The sequence below is a fragment of the Amycolatopsis orientalis genome, assembly GCF_000943515.2.
GTDB lineage: Bacteria > Actinomycetota > Actinomycetes > Mycobacteriales > Pseudonocardiaceae > Amycolatopsis > Amycolatopsis orientalis.
In genome coordinates this window covers 9,451,316-9,467,673 of record NZ_CP016174.1, presented here as the reverse complement: position 1 = coordinate 9,467,673, position 16,358 = coordinate 9,451,316, and the positions used below count along the sequence as shown (strand labels likewise).

Annotated in this window: 18 protein-coding genes; 7 read left to right on the top strand and 11 right to left on the bottom strand. The window is 68.5% G+C overall.

What is annotated here, in order from left to right; all coding sequences use genetic code 11:
* Positions 1 to 42 precede the first annotated feature (42 nt).
* Complete coding sequence (gene crgA, locus SD37_RS41655) at positions 43 to 309, bottom strand: cell division protein CrgA (RefSeq protein WP_037308756.1); 267 nt, start codon at positions 307 to 309, stop codon at positions 43 to 45.
* 416 nt (positions 310 to 725) lie between these two features.
* Between crgA and SD37_RS41650 the strand changes: the two genes are divergently transcribed.
* Genes SD37_RS41650 through SD37_RS41645 form a run of 3 tightly spaced genes read left to right on the top strand, consistent with a single transcriptional unit; the run spans position 726 to position 2,778 of the window.
* Positions 726 to 1,649: a class E sortase gene (locus tag SD37_RS41650; RefSeq protein ID WP_044849535.1), complete on the top strand. Its 924-nt coding sequence runs from the start codon at positions 726 to 728 to the stop codon at positions 1,647 to 1,649.
* Positions 1,649 to 1,804, top strand: coding sequence for a hypothetical protein (locus SD37_RS42985; protein WP_145926866.1), 156 nt, complete (start codon positions 1,649 to 1,651; stop codon positions 1,802 to 1,804). Before SD37_RS41650 ends, SD37_RS42985 begins: the two co-directional genes overlap by 1 nt.
* Positions 1,805 to 1,806: 2 nt before the next feature.
* Positions 1,807 to 2,778 (top strand): LLM class flavin-dependent oxidoreductase, encoded by a 972-nt coding sequence (locus SD37_RS41645; protein WP_044849536.1) that lies wholly within the window; start codon positions 1,807 to 1,809, stop codon positions 2,776 to 2,778.
* Between the two features lie 3 nt (positions 2,779 to 2,781).
* Here the strand turns inward: SD37_RS41645 and SD37_RS41640 are convergent, their stop codons facing one another.
* Together SD37_RS41640 and SD37_RS41635 are read right to left on the bottom strand one after the other, a co-directional pair.
* A complete protein-coding gene (locus SD37_RS41640; protein ID WP_044849537.1) occupies positions 2,782 to 3,174 on the bottom strand; it encodes an SCO5389 family protein in 393 nt (130 codons plus the stop codon).
* 205 nt (positions 3,175 to 3,379) lie between these two features.
* The gene (locus tag SD37_RS41635; RefSeq protein ID WP_044849538.1) at positions 3,380 to 4,699 is read right to left on the bottom strand and encodes an FAD-dependent oxidoreductase; all 1,320 of its coding nucleotides are present in this window, start codon (positions 4,697 to 4,699) and stop codon (positions 3,380 to 3,382) included.
* Between the two features lie 111 nt (positions 4,700 to 4,810).
* On the opposite strand from SD37_RS41635, the gene SD37_RS41630 reads away from it, so the two are divergent.
* Genes SD37_RS41630 through SD37_RS41615 form a run of 4 tightly spaced genes read left to right on the top strand, consistent with a single transcriptional unit; the run spans position 4,811 to position 7,438 of the window.
* Positions 4,811 to 5,455 carry an aminodeoxychorismate/anthranilate synthase component II gene (locus SD37_RS41630; RefSeq protein ID WP_044849539.1) on the top strand — a complete coding sequence of 215 codons (645 nt, stop codon included), beginning with the start codon at positions 4,811 to 4,813 and terminating at the stop codon, positions 5,453 to 5,455.
* The gene (locus SD37_RS41625) at positions 5,452 to 6,264 is read left to right on the top strand and encodes an ABC transporter ATP-binding protein (RefSeq protein WP_174567897.1); all 813 of its coding nucleotides are present in this window, start codon (positions 5,452 to 5,454) and stop codon (positions 6,262 to 6,264) included. The genes SD37_RS41630 and SD37_RS41625 overlap by 4 nt, the downstream gene beginning before the upstream one ends.
* Entirely contained in the window at positions 6,252 to 6,896 is a 645-nt protein-coding gene (locus SD37_RS41620; RefSeq protein ID WP_044849540.1) for a hypothetical protein, read from the top strand. The genes SD37_RS41625 and SD37_RS41620 overlap by 13 nt, the downstream gene beginning before the upstream one ends.
* Entirely contained in the window at positions 6,896 to 7,438 is a 543-nt protein-coding gene (locus tag SD37_RS41615) for an AAA family ATPase (RefSeq protein ID WP_044849541.1), read from the top strand. Before SD37_RS41620 ends, SD37_RS41615 begins: the two co-directional genes overlap by 1 nt.
* Here SD37_RS41615 and SD37_RS41610 read toward each other — a convergent pair.
* From SD37_RS41610 to SD37_RS41575, 8 genes are all read right to left on the bottom strand, one after another.
* Positions 7,435 to 7,851, bottom strand: coding sequence for a type II toxin-antitoxin system VapC family toxin (locus SD37_RS41610; RefSeq protein ID WP_044849542.1), 417 nt, complete (start codon positions 7,849 to 7,851; stop codon positions 7,435 to 7,437). The two genes, SD37_RS41615 and SD37_RS41610, sit on opposite strands and share 4 nt — an antisense overlap.
* Complete coding sequence (locus SD37_RS41605; protein ID WP_037308774.1) at positions 7,848 to 8,120, bottom strand: type II toxin-antitoxin system Phd/YefM family antitoxin; 273 nt, start codon at positions 8,118 to 8,120, stop codon at positions 7,848 to 7,850. The genes SD37_RS41610 and SD37_RS41605 overlap by 4 nt, the downstream gene beginning before the upstream one ends.
* Positions 8,121 to 8,213: 93 nt before the next feature.
* Positions 8,214 to 10,175 (bottom strand): Stk1 family PASTA domain-containing Ser/Thr kinase, encoded by a 1,962-nt coding sequence (gene pknB / locus SD37_RS41600; protein WP_044849543.1) that lies wholly within the window; start codon positions 10,173 to 10,175, stop codon positions 8,214 to 8,216.
* Positions 10,172 to 11,461, bottom strand: coding sequence for a protein kinase domain-containing protein (locus SD37_RS41595; RefSeq protein ID WP_044849544.1), 1,290 nt, complete (start codon positions 11,459 to 11,461; stop codon positions 10,172 to 10,174). The genes pknB and SD37_RS41595 overlap by 4 nt, the downstream gene beginning before the upstream one ends.
* A 3-nt stretch (positions 11,462 to 11,464) precedes the next feature.
* Positions 11,465 to 12,928: a peptidoglycan D,D-transpeptidase FtsI family protein gene (locus tag SD37_RS41590; RefSeq protein ID WP_044849545.1), complete on the bottom strand. Its 1,464-nt coding sequence runs from the start codon at positions 12,926 to 12,928 to the stop codon at positions 11,465 to 11,467.
* The gene (locus tag SD37_RS41585; protein WP_044849546.1) at positions 12,925 to 14,403 is read right to left on the bottom strand and encodes an FtsW/RodA/SpoVE family cell cycle protein; all 1,479 of its coding nucleotides are present in this window, start codon (positions 14,401 to 14,403) and stop codon (positions 12,925 to 12,927) included. Before SD37_RS41585 ends, SD37_RS41590 begins: the two co-directional genes overlap by 4 nt.
* A complete protein-coding gene (locus SD37_RS41580; RefSeq protein ID WP_065913081.1) occupies positions 14,403 to 15,800 on the bottom strand; it encodes a PP2C family protein-serine/threonine phosphatase in 1,398 nt (465 codons plus the stop codon). Before SD37_RS41580 ends, SD37_RS41585 begins: the two co-directional genes overlap by 1 nt.
* Positions 15,797 to 16,264: an FHA domain-containing protein FhaB/FipA gene (locus tag SD37_RS41575; RefSeq protein ID WP_007030429.1), complete on the bottom strand. Its 468-nt coding sequence runs from the start codon at positions 16,262 to 16,264 to the stop codon at positions 15,797 to 15,799. Before SD37_RS41575 ends, SD37_RS41580 begins: the two co-directional genes overlap by 4 nt.
* Positions 16,265 to 16,358 lie beyond the last annotated feature (94 nt).

Genomic DNA, 16,358 nt, shown 5'->3' with positions numbered 1-16,358 from the left:
CACCGGTGTAATTCGGCGTCAAGCCGCCAACCGGAGTAATGCTCACCGCCACCGCATCGTCATGAGCAACCCGGCGATCATCAGCACGAAGCCGATGGCGAAGTTCGTGTTGCCCAGATCCGCCATGAAGGGGATCTTGTCGCCGGCGATGTAGTTGACGACCAACCACAACAGGCCGACCAGCATGAGGCCGAACATCACGATCTTGTAGAACAGGTTCGACGGGCCCGCGGCCTTGACCTTCACCGGCGTGCGGCGGTCGGTCGGCGGGGTGTACGCCGTCTTCTTACGGACCTTGGACTTCGGCATCGTGTTCCTCGCGTACTGTTCGGCATTCCTGGTGGCGATGACCCGCTCTCGGGTGCGCAACCAGCGCCACGTGCACACGTTAACGTAAACGAGCGCCGCTGGGCACCGTCCGGGACCGGTCGATTTCCCGCACTGTGACAATGGTGTCACACACGGTTCGACACTGTGCTGGTTCGACGATCGTGCTGGTTCGACACTGCGGCTTGGTTCGAGACTGAGGAGCTTGCGTGGCTGAGCGGGAAGAGCCGGGCGGGGACCGTCGGCGGTACTCCGAGCGACCACCCGGCGCGGGCCGTCCGGCCCCCCGACGGGGACCGGAGGACGCGCCGCCGCGCCGCGGCCAGGGAGCGGCGCCGTCACCTCGGCGGAGGCCGCAGGACGGCCGGGCGCAGGACGGGCCGCCGCCGCGACGCCGGATGGACGGGCCCCCGCCACGCCGTCGTCCCGCGCCGCCGCCCGGGTCGACCGAGGAGACCGTCGTCTTCGAGCCGGTCGGCGGTGGCACCGCGACCGAAGAACGCCCGCCGCGGGAACTCGGCAAGGGCGGCGTCGCCATCCGGACCGTCGGCGAACTCCTCATCACCGCGGGACTGGTGGTGCTGCTGTTCATGGTCTACGAGGTCTACGTGACCGACCTGTTCTCCGCGGGCAAGCAGTCCGAGGCGAGTTCGGAACTGGACGGCGAGTGGGGCAAGGACCGGCAGCTGCATCCGGAACTGGTCGACGGGAAGGCGTTCGCCAGGATCCACATCCCGGTGTTCGGCGCCGACTTCAACTTCACCATCCAGGAAGGCACGACCGAGGCCGCGCTCGAAGTCGGCCCCGGCCACTACAAGGGCACCGCGCTGCCGGGCGAGCCGGGCAACTTCGCGGTCGCCGGCCACCGGGTCGGCAAGGGCGCGCCGTTCAACGACCTGGACAACCTCAGCTCGTGCGACCAGATCGTCATCGAGACGCAGACCGACTTCTACATCTACAAGGTGCTGCCCTACAAGGACGAGGTCGAGGGCTGGGCCACGGGCAAGGGCGCCGAGCCGAAGTGCAAGAACGTCGGAACGCTGCGCGACCCGAACGCCGTCGACGGCGGTGCCTACGGCGAGACCAACGGCCGCCGCATCGTGTTCCCGACCAAGGGCGACACGGTGAACCCGGTGCCGTACAAGGATCCTGAGATCCTGCCGAAGGCCGAGCAGGTCGCGCTGCTCACGCTGACGACCTGTCACCCGCAGTTCTCCGCACGCGAGCGGCTCATCATCCACTCGGTGCTGACCCAGCAGGTCCCGAAGGACCAGGTCGGCAGCTACGCCGAACTCCTGCCCAAGATCTCGGAGGCGCGCTGATGTACGGCTGGATCTGGCGTAAGTTGCCGGGCCCCTTCGCGGTGAAGCTGATGACGGCGGTCGTGCTCGCGCTCGGGATCGTCGCCCTGCTGATGTTCGTCGTCTTCCCCTGGCTGGAGCCACGCCTGTGGTTCAACGAGGTTTCGGTCCAGTAAGCGTGCGATTCGGAGTATTCCTCGTCTCCGGGCGGTTTCCCGGGCAGGAGGACGCCGACGTCCTGCGCCGGTCGGTCGACGCCGCCGTCGCCGCCGAGAAGGCCGGATTCGACGACGTCTGGTTCGCGGAGCATCACTTCATGCCGTACGGCGTCTGCCCGTCCGCGATCACCCTCGCCGCGCACGTGCTCGGCCGCACCGAACGGATCGCGGTCGGCACCGCGGTGAGCGTGCTGTCGACCGCGCATCCGGTGGCGCTCGCCGAACAGTGGTCGCTGCTGGACGCGGTCTCCGGCGGACGGCTGCGGATCGGCGTCGGCCGCGGTGGGCCGTGGCAGGACCTCGAGGTGTTCGGCACCGGATTGTCCCGCTACGAAACGGGATTCGAGGAGAGTCTCGACCTGCTTCTCGCGGCGATGTCATCGAAGACCGTCTCCGCCGACGGCGACCACTTCGCGTTCCGCGAGGTGCCGATGGTGCCGCGTCCGCAGCGCGCGCCACAGGTGGTCGTGGCCTGTGGTGACGCCGGATCGCGCGCGGTCCGGATCGCCGCCGATCGCGGGCTGCCGATGCTGCTCGGCCTGCACACCGACGACGACGCCAAGATCGAAACCCTTGCGGCGTACGGGGATTCCGCCGCCGGGCATGTCTCGACGGTGATGTGCCAGGTGGGGGACGACGCGGTGGACGTCGTGCGGTCCGCGTTGCCGGGTTCCCTGAAGGAGGGCTTCGCCGGGCACGTGTACCTGAACGGCAAACGGGGGCTGGAGAAGGATCCGGTGGCCTACACCGACCGGCTGTGCGAGCTGCACCCGATCGGCGGCGTGGACTACTGCGTCGACAGGCTGGGAACGAGCATCCGGCGTACCGGGGTCTCCCACGTGATCATGATGGTGGAAGCGTCCGGTACGCCGGAGGGAACGCTCGAAAACATCGCGCGGATCGGTGCCGAAGTGCTCCCCGCGCTGCGTTAGGTCTTAGCAGTCACGCAGTTCCGGGCTCTGGTTCAGCAGCTGGCCGCGGGCCGAGACGAACGCGCGGTAGCGGTCACTGTCCACTTGGGACGTTTTGAACACGGCGACCCGGTGGCAGTTCTGGAACGCCAGCTTGACGCCGAAGTGCCGTTCCAGTCCGCCGCGGATGGCGTCCGAGGCGAGCGCCCGCAGCAGCTGACCACGTTCGGCCTCGCTCGGCGGCGGGGTCTCGTTGTCGGCGAACCCGTCGGCCGCGCCCTCGGCCTCCGCGATGACACCGGTGATCACGGTCCAGGCGTAGGGCAGGGATTCCCGGACACAGGCGACGAATTCGGCGTCGGAGACTTCCCCGCGTTCGGCCTTCTCCAACAGCGCGGGCGATACATCCAGTGACATCGGACCTCCGAGAGGGACACAGTGAACGTGGGCCGTCTTCCTGACTACTCACCCACGGCCCTGGCCACAAGAGAAAACGATCATCATCACCACTTTGGCGGAAGCCCGGTGATGGTCCCCGGAGTAATACGTGAAGGCCCCTTGAGGGACTCAGAGTCCCTCAAGGGGGCCTTCACGGCGTTTCGTGAGCTGTCGCGAGCTTGGGTCAGGAGCGCGAGATACGGGTCATCTCGTCGCGTTCCACGACCTTCACGCGGTCCCGGCCGTGCGGGACGCCCAGGGACTTCTCGTGGGCGTCGAGCTTGCCCCAGCCTTCCCAGGTGGTGAAGGGAACGCCGCGCTCGGTGAGGAAACCGAGGATCGCGTCCGGATCGTCCACGGCCGGAGCCGTCAGGTTCTCGGCGTCGGCCAGCAGGCTCGCGATCGTCTCGGCCGCGTCGCCCTTGGTGTGCCCGATGAGGCCGACCGGGCCGCGCTTGATCCAGCCGGTCACGTAGACGCCCGGCACCTGCTCCTCGTCGATGTCCAGCACCCGGCCCGCCTGGTTCGGCACGGTTCCGGTGGTGTGGTCGAAGGGGATCTCCGGAAGATGCGAGGACAGGTAACCGACCGCGCGGTAGACGGCCTGGACGTCCCAGTCGTGGAACTCGCCGGTGCCGCGCACGTTCCCGTCACCGGTGAGTTCGGTGCGCTCGGTCCGGAGTCCGACGACACGGCCGTCCTCGCCGACGATCTCGCACGGCGAGTGCAGGAAGTGCAGGTGCAGCCGCTTCGGCCGGTCGCCCTGGTCGCGGATCGCCCACTCCTGCAGCGTCTTCACGACCATGTCGATCTGCTTCGACGCCCGCAGCGCGGCGATGCTGCCTTCGTCGAACTCGATGTCCTCGGGGTAGACGATGACCTCGACGTTCGGCGAGTGGTCCAGCTCCCGGAGTTCGAGCGGCGTGAACTTCGCCTGGGCCGGACCGCGACGGCCGAACACGTGCACGTCGGTGACCGGGCTGGCCTTGAGGCCCTGGTAGACGTTGTCCGGGATGTCGGTGCTGAGCAGCTCGTCCGCGGTCTTCGCGAGGATCCGCGCCACGTCGAGCGCCACGTTCCCGACGCCGAGGACGGCGACCGAGGTCGCGTTCAGCGGCCAGGTGCGCGGGACGTCCGGGTGCCCGTCATACCAGGACACGAAGTCGGCGGCGCCGTAGCTGCCGTCGAGGTCGATCCCGGGGATGTCGAGTGCGCGGTCGGCCATGGCGCCGGTGGAGAAGATCACGGCGTCGTAGAACTGGCGCAGGTCGTCGAGCTTCAGGTCGGTCCCGTAGTCGACGTTGCCCAGCAGCCGGATGTTCGGCTTGTCGAGCACCTTGTGGAGGGCGGTGACGATGCCCTTGATCCGCGGATGGTCGGGCGCGACGCCGTACCGGATCAGCCCGAACGGCGCCGGCATGCGCTCGAACAGGTCGATCGTCACGTCGGCGTCGGACTTGTCGAGGATGTCGGCGGCGTAGATACCGGCCGGACCGGCACCCACGATGGCTACACGAAGAGAACGGCTCACCCCTACCACGGTAAGTTAGGGCGACCTAACAATCATTGTGATCTGGCGTACGGTCCACCTGGTGGGAGCCGCTAAGCTGGCGGTATGCGCGTGCTCGTCGTCGACAACTACGACAGTTTTGTCTACAACCTGGTCCAGTACCTGGCCCAGCTCGGCGCCGACTGCACCGTCTGGCGCAACGACGTGGTGGAGATCGACAAGCTCGGCGAGTTCGACGCGGTCCTCGTCTCTCCCGGCCCCGGAACCCCGGAACGTGCTGGTCAGAGCATGGACGTCGTCCGCAAATGCGCCGAAGAGCGGATCCCGATGCTCGGCGTCTGCCTCGGTCACCAGGCCTTGGGCGTCGTTTTCGGCGCCACCGTCGACCGCGCCCCCGAACTCCTGCACGGCAAGACCAGCCAAGTCCACCATTCGGGAGCCGGGGTCCTCGCCGGCCTCCCCGATGAGTTCACCGCCACGCGGTACCACTCGCTGACCGTTTTGCCGGAAACCATCGACGACGCCGTGTTCGAGATCACAGGCCGTACCGAATCCGGCATCGTGATGGGCATGCGGCACCGCGAGCTGCCGCTCGAAGGCGTCCAGTTCCACCCCGAATCCGTGCTCACGCAGGGCGGGCACCGGATGCTGGCGAACTGGATGGCTTCGGCCGGGCACCCGGTCGCCGACGCCACGGTCAACGAACTCGAAGAGGCGACCCGCGCGCTGCAGAAGGCCGCAGCTGCGTGACCTCGCTGATCCGGCTCGAAGGAGTCGGTAAGCGCTACGGCCGCGGCGGACCCGTGCTCACCGGCGTCGACCTCGACGTCCCGGCCGGTCGCGTGGTCGGGATCCTCGGCTCGAACGGTTCGGGCAAGTCGACGCTGCTCAGGATCCTCGCGGCCCTTTCCCGTGAGACTTCGGGAAGTGTCGTCGGCAGCCCGCGCGTCGGCTACCTGCCGGACCGTTTCCCGGCCGGGCAGCGGATGAGCGCAAGGGCCTACCTTCGGCATATGGCCCGCATCGACGGCTTTGTCGCTTTATCGGCCATCGACCCGTTGCTGGACCGGCTCGCGCTGGTGGGCGGGCCGGACGCGCCCCTGCGGACGCTGTCGAAGGGCAATGCCCAGAAGGTCGGCCTCGCCCAGGCCGTCTTGGCCGAGCCGGAGCTGCTGATCCTCGACGAGCCCTGGTCCGGCCTCGACGTCGAAGCGCACGCCGTGCTCGGCGAAGTCGTCGCCGAGACCAAGGAACGCGGCGCGAGCGTGGTCTTCACCGATCACCGCGCGGCCGTCGTGCACGCCCACGCCGACGACGTCTACCGGATGGACGCCGGGCGCCTGACCCGCGTCGAGTCGGCCGTGAAGACCGAAACGGCGACAAGGGTCGTCTTGCGGGGATCCGGCGGCGACTGGTCTTCGGAACCCGGCGTCCGCCAGGCCGTGGCCGAGGGCGACCAAGTCGTCCTGACGGTCGAAGCCGGGCACACGGACGCCGTCCTGCTCCGCGCGCTGAACCGGGGCTTCTCGGTCCGGGAGGTGGCGCCGTGCTCGCCATGACCCGCTACTACCTCGCGCTGCTGGGCCATTCCCAGCGCTATCTCCCCGCGATCCTCGCCTATCTCGCGGTCAACACCGTGCTCTACACGGATCCGAAGTCGCCGCTGCTGCCGCAGTACGGGATCAGCGCGGGCTCGCTCCTGGTGGTTTCGTGCTGGCTGACCATCGCGATGCTCGACATCGAGGATCCGGTCCAGCGGCTGGTGACCTTCAGCCACGCCCGTCGACGGCGTTCGGTCCTCGGCGGCGCCGCGCTGGCCGTTTTCGGTTGCGCCGCCGCGCTGATCGTCGTGACGCTGCTGTGGTCCGGGATCCGATCGGGCGGCTTCCCGGCCGGCACCCTCGCCGTCGGAGCCGCGGCACACGCGTTGTGCGCGCTGTTCGGGATCTCGATCGGCCTGCCGTGTTCGCGGCTGCTCGTCCCGCGGGTCGGCTGGTCCGTGCTGGCGGCGATCTTCGCTCTCGCGGCCGTGCTCCTGGTGAAGTGGCTGCCGCTGGCCAACCCGCTGCTGCGCGCCCTGACCTCGCAGCAACCCGTGGCCGGTCCGCTCATGGTGGCCGTGGTGGCGGCTGTCGCCGCGAGCCTCGTGAGCATGACAGTCGTCGGATACCTGTTGCGCCGCAACGCCTGATGCCGCGTCTGATCGTGCTGAACGGCCCGCCCGCCTGCGGGAAGTCGACGCTCGCCCGGTTGTACGCCGACGCCCATCCGCTGACGCTGAACCTCGACATCGACCGGATCCGCGGTCTGCTCGGTGCCTGGCGGGACGACGCCGCGAAAGCCGGCACGCTCGCCCGCGACCTGGCCGTGAGTATGGCGCGGACCCACCTGGCGGCCGGATGCGACGTGATCGTGCCGCAGTTCCTCGGCCGCCCCGATCTCCTCGAACGACTCGAAGCGCTCGCCGGCGAGACGGCCGCGGAGTTCCACGAGATCGTCCTGCTCGACACCAAGGAGAACGTGCTCCGGCGGTTCGCCGACCGCACGCGCGCGGCGGTCGAGCCCGAACACGTCGAAGCACACGAAACGCTGGGCGGGCCCGAACGGCTCGCGGAGATGTACGACCGGCTCGTGGCGCTCGTCGCCACGAGGCCTCGGGCGAAGGTCGTCCAGACCAGCGCGGGGCGGATCGACGCCGCTTACCAGGGACTTCTTCGCAGTCTGGTGCCCTAGTCGGCGGTCGGCAGAGCCGGGAGGGCGATCACCTTGACCAGCGGTGCGAGATCGGTGAAATCCGCGCCGTTGCGGGTGACCAAAGGAATCCGGTGGATTGCCGCGACCGCCGCGATGAGGAGGTCCATGCGCCGTCCTCGTGGCTGCCTGCCCCCGTCGAGAACCATGGCGTACAGCTGGCCGTACATGCGGGCGGCCTCCGGCGTGAACGGCAGGCAGACCATCCGCGCTTCCACCCGTTGGAGGCGGACCAGCCGGGATGCCCGGTCGCGGGGCCGGGCAGCGCCATGCACCCCGGCCGCGAGTTCCGCCAACGTGATCGAGCTGATGGCCGCAGGTGCGTCGAGCGAAAGTTCCTCGGGACGAGGAAGGGCGATGACCGCCGAGGTATCGAGCAGAACCGCTTCGGTCACCGCTCCGGCTCTCCCGGGCCGCGGTGCGGGTCAGGGTCTGCCGCGCGATCGACATCCGCGAAGAACCGCTCGGGGTCTTCCGGCGGAAGGTCACCGAGAAGCTCGATCAGCTCCCCGAACGGAACGAACGTCGGCTTCTGGCTGTGCGGAACGATGTCCGCCACAGGCGTGCCGTTGCGGGTGAGAACGAAGCTGTCCCCTTCTTCGACGGCACGCATGATGCTCGGTGTGTCGTTGCGCAGCTCGCGTTGAGTGATCTGCCGGACCATGGTTCGCAGTGTAGCGCTTCGTAGCGACCGGATTGCCCCTGACAGAAAAGGGCCCCGCACGAAACCGTGCGGGGCCCCTTTCACTTCCGTCGATCACCCAGGCGGGAGGATCGACCGTGAACTCGACGTCGTCGGCGTCTCGTCGCCTTCGACGATGAACAGCGTGATCGGCGCGTTCTTCGCGACCTTCGCCCCGGCTTGCGGATTGGTCTTGCTGACCTTGCCCGCGTCGTCCCGGTCGCCGCTCTTGTCGGCCTGCGTGTCGAGGTTGCCGGACCAGCCCAGCTGCTGCAGCTGCCGGGTCGCCTGCTCCTCCGTCATGCCCTTCAGGTTCGGCATGTCGAAGGTCTCCTGGCTGCCGTTCGACACGGACAACTTGACCACACTGCCGACGGCGAGCTTCCCGCCGTTCGGGGTCTGGTCGATCACCGTGCCCTTGGCCTGGTCGGAGTCCACGGTGGTGACCTGGGGGGTGAACCCGGCCGCCTTCAGTCCGGCTTCGGCCTCGGCCTGCGTCTTGCCCTTGTAGTTCGGGACGGTCTTCAGTTCCTTGGACTTGCCGACGGTGATGTCGACCTTGGAACCCTGGTCGACATCGGTCTGAGCGGCCGGGTTCTGCCTCAGGACCTTGCCGGCCTGGTTCGTGTCCTCGGTCTCTTCCTCGGTGACGGCGCCGAGCTTCAGCCCCGCGGCGGTCAGCGCCGACTCGGCGTCCGACTGGTTCTTGCCCTTGAGGTCCGGCGCCTTGACCTTGCCCGGTTTCTGGCCGATGGTCAGCAGGATCTTCTGCGAGGTCGGCGTCATCTGCCCCTCGGGCGGGTTGATCGCGAGGACCTTGCCGATGTCGTTCTCGTCGCAGGCGGTCGCGCCGTTGGCGTCCGGGACGCCGCAGACGACCGGCTTGACCTCCTGGGAGGTGAACCCGGCGGTGCGCAGCGTGTCCCTGGCCGTCGCCTCGTTCTGGCCGAGGACCTTCGGGATCGCCTTGCTCTCCGCACCGGTGTCCTGGAAGGCGCCCAGAAGCCACAGGATCAGCAGGACCACGGCCGCCAGCGACGCCACGAGACCGGCGATCAGCCACGCGCGGCGCTTCTTCTTCGCCGCCGGGTCTTCGTCTTCTTCCTCGTACTGGTCGTAGCGCTGCGGCACCCGGCGGTCGGAGTCCATGACCTGGGTGCGCTCGTCCTCCGACATCACCATCGGCGCGGACGGCCGCTGGCCGGACAGGGTGCGGACCAGGTCCGAACGCATCTCCGCCGACGACTGGTACCGGTTCGCCGGGCCCTTCGCGAGGGCCTTGAGCACGACGGCGTCGAGTTCGGGCGCCACGGCCGGGTTCACCGACGACGGCGGGTTCGGGTCCTCCCGGACGTGCTGGTACGCCACCGCGACCGGGGAGTCGCCGGTGAAGGGCGGCTCGCCGGTGATGAGTTCGTACAGCACACAGCCGGCGGCGTAGACGTCGGAACGCGCGTCGACGGACTCGCCGCGTGCCTGCTCCGGCGACAGGTACTGTGCCGTGCCGATCACCGCGGCGGTCTGCGTCATCGCGGACTGCCCGTCGTGCATGGCGCGCGCGATGCCGAAGTCCATCACCTTGACGGCGCCGTTCTTCGTGATCATCACGTTCGCCGGTTTGACGTCGCGGTGCACGATGCCGTGCCGGTGCGAGAAGTCCAGTGCCGCGCAGACGTCGGCCATGACCTCCATCGCCCGCTTCTGCGACATCGGTCCTTCGGTCTTCACGATGTCGCGCAGAGTCCGTCCTTCGACGTACTCCATGACGATGTAGGGCAGCGGGCCGAACTCGGTGTTCGTCTCGCCGGTGTCGTAGACGGCGACGATCGCGGGGTGGTTCAGTGCCGCCGCGTTCTGTGCCTCGCGACGGAAACGTTCTTGGAACTGGGGATCCCGCGCCAGGTCGGCACGCAGGATCTTGATCGCCACCTCCCGGCCCAGGCGCACGTCGTGGCCGTGGTGGACCTCGGACATGCCTCCGTAGCCGAGCGTCTCGCCCAGCTCGTAGCGGTTGCTGAGCAGTCTTGGTGTGCTCATCTCTGCGTGCCGTTCCATTCCGTCCAAGGTGTGCTCATCATGCCTGGATTCGCCTGCCCGGCCGACTCCGGCACCGCGGGATACGCGGATGTCGGCAGTGGGCTGTCAGACGTCTTACCCGGTGCCGGGGTCTGTTCACTCGTTCCCACGCCGCCCGACTGCTGTCCGTTGCCCGAACCGACCAGTCTCACGATGAGGAAGACGCCTGCCACCAGTACTGCGATCAGGATCACCGCGAGCAGCACCCACCAGCCCCATTGTGGCCGTCTGCCGGGAAGTCTCCGGACCGCCATCGGCGGCGGGCCGGTGACCGGGTGCATCGCCGGATGCGACGCCGGGCCGACCGCCACCATCGGGTTCGGCGGCGAGATCGGACCGGGTGGTCCCTGCTGCGGCATCACGGGCGGCTGGCCCGCGGCGTAGGCGACGTTGACCAGCCCCGACGGCGTCGGCAGCGGCAGGCCCGCGCGGACGGCGGCGACCGCGGCCGCGAATTCGCCGCCGCTGTTGTACCGCTGTCTCGGATCCTTGATCAGGGTCGCTTCGATGACCGCACGGGCACCCGGCGGGACGTCCGGCGGAAGCGGGGGCGGGATGTCGCGGATGTGCATCATCGCGACGGTCACCGCGTTCTCCGAAAGGAACGGCCGGTGTCCGGTGAGGCATTCGTAGCCGCATACGGCCAGCGAGTAGACGTCGCTCGCCGGTTCGGCGTTGTGCCCGAGCGCCTGCTCGGGCGCGATGTAGTGGGCCGTCCCCATCACCATTCCGGACCTGGTCACCGGCGCCGCGTCGGCGGCCTTCGCGACGCCGAAGTCGGTGATCTTCACCTGTCCGGCGGGGGTGACCATGATGTTGCCCGGTTTGACGTCGCGGTGCACCAGGCCGGTTTCGTGCGCGGCCTGCAGCGCGTTACCGGCCTGCTCCAGGATGTCCAGGGTGCGCTCGGCGTTCAGCCGCCCCTCGCGGGTGATGATCGCGGCCAGCGGATCGCCCTCGACCAGCTCCATCACCAGATACGCGATGGACAGCTCGTCGGCGACGGTCTCGCCGTAGTCGTGCACCGCGGCGATGCCGGGGTGGTTCAGCGACGCCGTCATCCGCGCCTCTGTCCGGAACCGGTGCAGGAACTCCGCGTCGCCGGACAGCTCCGCCTTGAGGATCTTGACCGCGACCGTCCGGTCCAGTCGCGTGTCACTGGCCTGCCAGACCTCGCCCATCCCGCCGACGGCGATCCGGTTCGTCAGCTTGTACCGGTCGGCCAGCAGCTGACCCGAGGACAGCATCCGCTATCCACCCCCGAGCATCGCGTTGATGGCGGCGCGGCCGATCTCCGACGCCACGGTGCCACCGGTCGCCTCGAGGCCGCGGTTACCACCGGACTCGACGATCACCGAGACGGCGATCTTCGGGTCCATCGCCGGCGCGAACCCGGTGTACCAGGCGTGCGGCGGGGTGTTCCTCGGGTCGTTGCCGTGCTCGGCGGTGCCGGTCTTGGAGGCGATCTGGATGTCGGCGCGTTTGCCGGCCCCCTTCGTGTTCTCCTCCGACGCCAGCATCATGTCGCGCAGGATCGCGGCGTTCGCGCTGGACAGCGCGGCGTCGCCGGTCAGCTCGGTCGGCGTGTAGTCCTCGATGGTGGACAGGTTCGGCGCGAGCAGCGACTGCACGAGCTGCGGCTTCATCGCCATCCCGTTGTTCGCGATGGTCGCCGAGAGCAGGCAGTCCTGCAGCGGCGTCAGGCGCACATCGCGCTGTCCGATGGCGCTCTGGTACAGGGCCGCCTTCGATTCGAGGGGGCCGAGCGACGAAGAGGCGACCCGCATCGGCACGGTCAGGTCCTCGCCGACACCGAAGTTCTTCGCCGTCGCGTTGATCTTGTCCTTGCCGAGTTCACCGGCGAGTTCGGCGAAGGGGACGTTGCAGGAGTACCGCAGCGCCTCCTTCAAGGTGCTGCCCTTGCAGGCCGCGCCGCCGTAGTTCTCCAGTGTCGTCTGCGTACCGGGGAGCTTGACGTTGGGCGCGGTGTTGACCGGCATGTCCGCCGTCTTGCCGTTTTCGAGCGCGGCCGCGGTCACCAGCAGCTTGGCCGTCGAACCCGGCGGGTAGGTCTCCGAGATCGCGCGGTTCAGCATCGGCTTCTTGGGATCGTCGCGCCATTGCCCCCACGCCGCGATCTGCTCCTTGCCGACGTGCGAGGCGAGCTTGTTCGGGTCGTACGACGGCGTCGAGACCATGGCCAGGATGCGCCCGGTCTTGGGCTCCATCGCGACCACCGAGCCGGTGTAGCCCTTCTGCGTCATCAGGTCGTACGCGGCCTTCTGCACGGCCGGGTTGATCGTCAGCCGCACGTTGCCGCCGCGCGGGTCGCGGCCGGTGACCATGTCCGACAGGCGCCGGACGAACAGCCGCGGGTCGGAGCCGTTGAGGACGTCGTCCTCGGAGCGCTCCAGCCCGCCGGAGCCGTAGTTGATCGAGTAGTAGCCGGTGACCGGCGCGTACATCGGGCCGTCGACGTAGGTACGGATGAACTTGTACTTGTCGTTCGACTGGTCGACCTTCGCGAGCGCGGCGCCGTCGGGGGTGACGATGAGCCCGCGCTGGCGGGAGAACTCGTCATAGAGCACGCGCAGGTTGCGCGAGTCCGTGCGGTAGTCGTCGGCCTTGACCACCTGGATGTAGGTGGCGTTGGCCAGCAGGAGCACCACCATGACGAGCATGGCGATGCCGACCTTGCGGAGCGGGGTGTTCACGAGGCGCTCCCCTCACCGTTCGCGGACGGCCGCTGGACCATCACCGTGTGGGCTTCCGCGATGGGAGCCTGCGGCTGCTGCGGCTTCGGCCGCACCGCGGGTTTGCGGGCGGCGTCGGAGATTCGGAGCAGGAGGGCCACCAGGATGTAGTTCGCGAGCAGTGAAGAACCACCGCGGGAGAGGAACGGAGCGGTGATCCCGGTGTTCGGGATCAGGTTCGTGACGCCGCCGACGACGACGAAGATCTGCATGACCAGGGCGAACGACAGGCCGCCGCCGAGGAGTTTGCCGAAGGTGTCGCGGACCGCGAGGGCGCTGCGCATTCCGCGCATCGCCAGGATCAGGTACAGCATCAGCATCGCGGCGAGGCCGATGAAACCGAGTTCCTCGCCGATCGCGGTGGTGATGAAGTCCGTCTTGGCCTCGGGGACCATGTCCGGCCGTCCGGCGCCGAGGCCGGTACCGCCGACCCCGCCGGTCCCGAGTCCGAACAGACCCTGCGCGACCTGGTACCCGCCGCCCGCGTCGTCGTAGGTGGCGAGCGGGTCGATCCAGTTGCGGACGCGCTGCTGGACATGCGTGAACAGGTTGTAGGCGATGATCGCGCCGACGGCGAAGAACCCGACGCCCAGTACCACCCAGATGACCCGCTCGGTCGCGACGTACAACATCATCAGCGTGACGCCGAAGAACAGCAGCGACGTCCCGAGGTCCTTCTCGAACACCAGCACGCCGAGGCAGGCGGCCGCCGCGATCAGGATCGGGCCGAGGTCACGGGCGCGCGGCAGTTCGACGCCGACGATCTTCTTGCCCGCGACCATGAACAGGTCCCGTTTCGTCACCAGGAACGAAGCGAAGAAGATCATCAGCAGGATCTTCGCGAACTCACCCGGCTGGATCGAGAAGAACGGCAGCTTGATCCAGACCTTCGCGCCGTTGACCTCGGAAAGGCTCGACGGCAGCACCGCGGGCAGCGCGAGCGCCACGATGCCGACGAGGCCGCAGGTGTAGCCGTAGCGGGTCAGCGTGCGGTGGTCGCTGATCACGATCAGCACCACCACGAACAGCACCAGCGAGATCGCGGTGAACAGCACCTGCTTGGAGACGTCCGGCGTGTACTCCTTGCCCTGCTGGACGGCGCGTTCCGCCAGCGCCAGGTCGATCCGGTGGATCATCACCAGGCCGAGCCCGTTCAGCAGCGCGACACACGGCAGGATCACCGGGTCCGCGTACGGCGCCCAGCGACGGACGGCCAGATGCGCCGCCGTCAGCACCGCGAGGTACGAAAGCCCCAGCCAGATGATCGAGCTGGTGAGTTCCTGCTCCTGGTTCGCCTCCACCAGCACGAGCGCGACGGTGACGATGAAGGTCGCGAACGCCAGGAGGACGAGTTCCGTCCCGCGCCGCTTGGGCAGCTCGCGCGGAGGATTCGTGGCGAACTGGGCCGAAGCCGGGTCGGCGAGCGGCGTGCTCATCAGTTACCGCCCCCTGGTGCTGCCGTGGCCGGCGTCGAGCAGTCCCTCCCCGCTGGCTGGTTCGCCGAGCTCGGCGAGGCGGGGGGCGAAGGGGGAGCCACCGAAGACGACACCGGCGGCGCAGACGACGCGGGAGGCGGCGTGGAAGTCGAACTGGTGGCCGGCTTGCAGTCGGCCAGCTGCTTGTGCGGGCGCAGGAAATCGTCGATGTACTTGCGGGCGTCGTCGAGGTTGTCCTTCTTGACGCCGTTCTTCACCGCGATGCGCGCGTCCTCCTGGAGCGCGGGCACCAGCAGCTTGTCGGTGCACAGGCCGCCGGGCGGGCACGAGCCCTGCTCGTAGGAGTGCAGGTCGATGCCGAGGATGCTGCCGGGGACGCCGCGGTAGATCACGACCTCCTCGCCGGGACCCTCGCCGACGTAGTACTGGCTCAGCACGAAATACCGCGTGGCGATCGCCGCCGCGGCCAGCACGATCAGGACGACCACTGCTCCCGCCAGCCAGCGAAATCGCCTCCGGCGCTTGACCTTCGGGTCCTCCTGTGGTGGCTGGACCTCGGGCCGCGGCTGCGGCGCGGGCTGGGTCAGCGCGCGGGCGCGGGCGGCGGGGGAGTCGCCCTGATGGAACTCGTCACTGCCGTCCCCGGCGGCGCCGCCCACGATGGGGGCGTCCTCACCGAAGTCGACGTCGACGACGTCGGCGATGATCACCGTGACGTTGTCCGTGCCGCCGCCCTTGAGCGCCAGCTCGATCATGCGGTCCGCGCAGGCCTGCGGATCCGGGATCTGGATCGCCTCGGCGAGCGTCTCGTCGCTGACCATGCCGGACAGGCCGTCCGAACAGATCAGGTAGCGGTCGCCGGCGCGGGCCTCGCGCACGGTCAGGCTCGGCTCGACCTCGTGGCCGGTGAGCGCCTTCAGCAGCAGCGACCGCTGCGGGTGCACCGCGGCCTCTTCCGGAGTGATCCGGCCCTGTTCGAGAAGTTCGTTGACGAAGCTGTCGTCCCGCGTGATCTGCGAGAACTGCCCGCCGCGCATCAGATACGCCCGCGAGTCGCCGACGTGCACGACGCCCATCCGCGAACCGGCGAACAGCACGGCGGTCAGGGTCGTGCCCATCCCGTCGAGATCCGGATCCTGCTGGACCAGTTCGGCGATGGCCGCGTTGCCGTTCTGGACGGCCTCACGCAGCTGAGCGAGGAGATCGTCGCCCGGCTCGTCGTCGTCGAGCGGGGCGAGGGAGGCGATGACGACCTTGCTGGCCACTTCACCGGCGGCGTGGCCGCCCATGCCGTCGGCGAGGGCGAGCAGGCGGGGTCCGGCGTACACGGAGTCCTGGTTGCTGGAACGCACCAGGCCCCGGTCGCTGCGAGCCGCGTAGCGGAGGACGAGAGTCATGGGCGAAGCTCGATCACCGTTTTGCCGATCCGGATGGGGACTCCGAGCGGGACCCGGAGGGGTGCCGTGACCTTAGCCCGGTCGAGGTACGTCCCGTTCGTCGAGCCCAGATCTTCCACGTACCAATCCTCCCCGCGCAGGGCGATCCGGGCATGCCGGGTCGACGCGTAGTCGTCGTCCAGCACCAGTGTCGAGTCGTCGGCGCGGCCGATCAGGATCGGCCTGCCGTCCAAGGCGATCCTGGTTCCCGCCAGTGCGCCATGGGTGACGAGCAGCTGCTGCGGCGACTTCCCGCCGCGCGGCTTCTTGTTTTCCTTCTTCTTGCGACCGAACGTCGGGACGGCGACTCGCAGCCCCGAAGCCGCGTACAGATCCGAACGGACGACGCGCAACGCGGCGAACACGAAGAGCCAGAGCAGCACGAGAAAGCCCACTCTGGTGAGTTGAACGACCAGCTCTGGCACTTGTTGTGTCCGCTCCCGTTTCTCCTGTGCGCCGCGGAGAGACCGGGCCGTCCGGGATGGTCGGCTCCGAACAGCCTTGCTCTCCGCATACGAC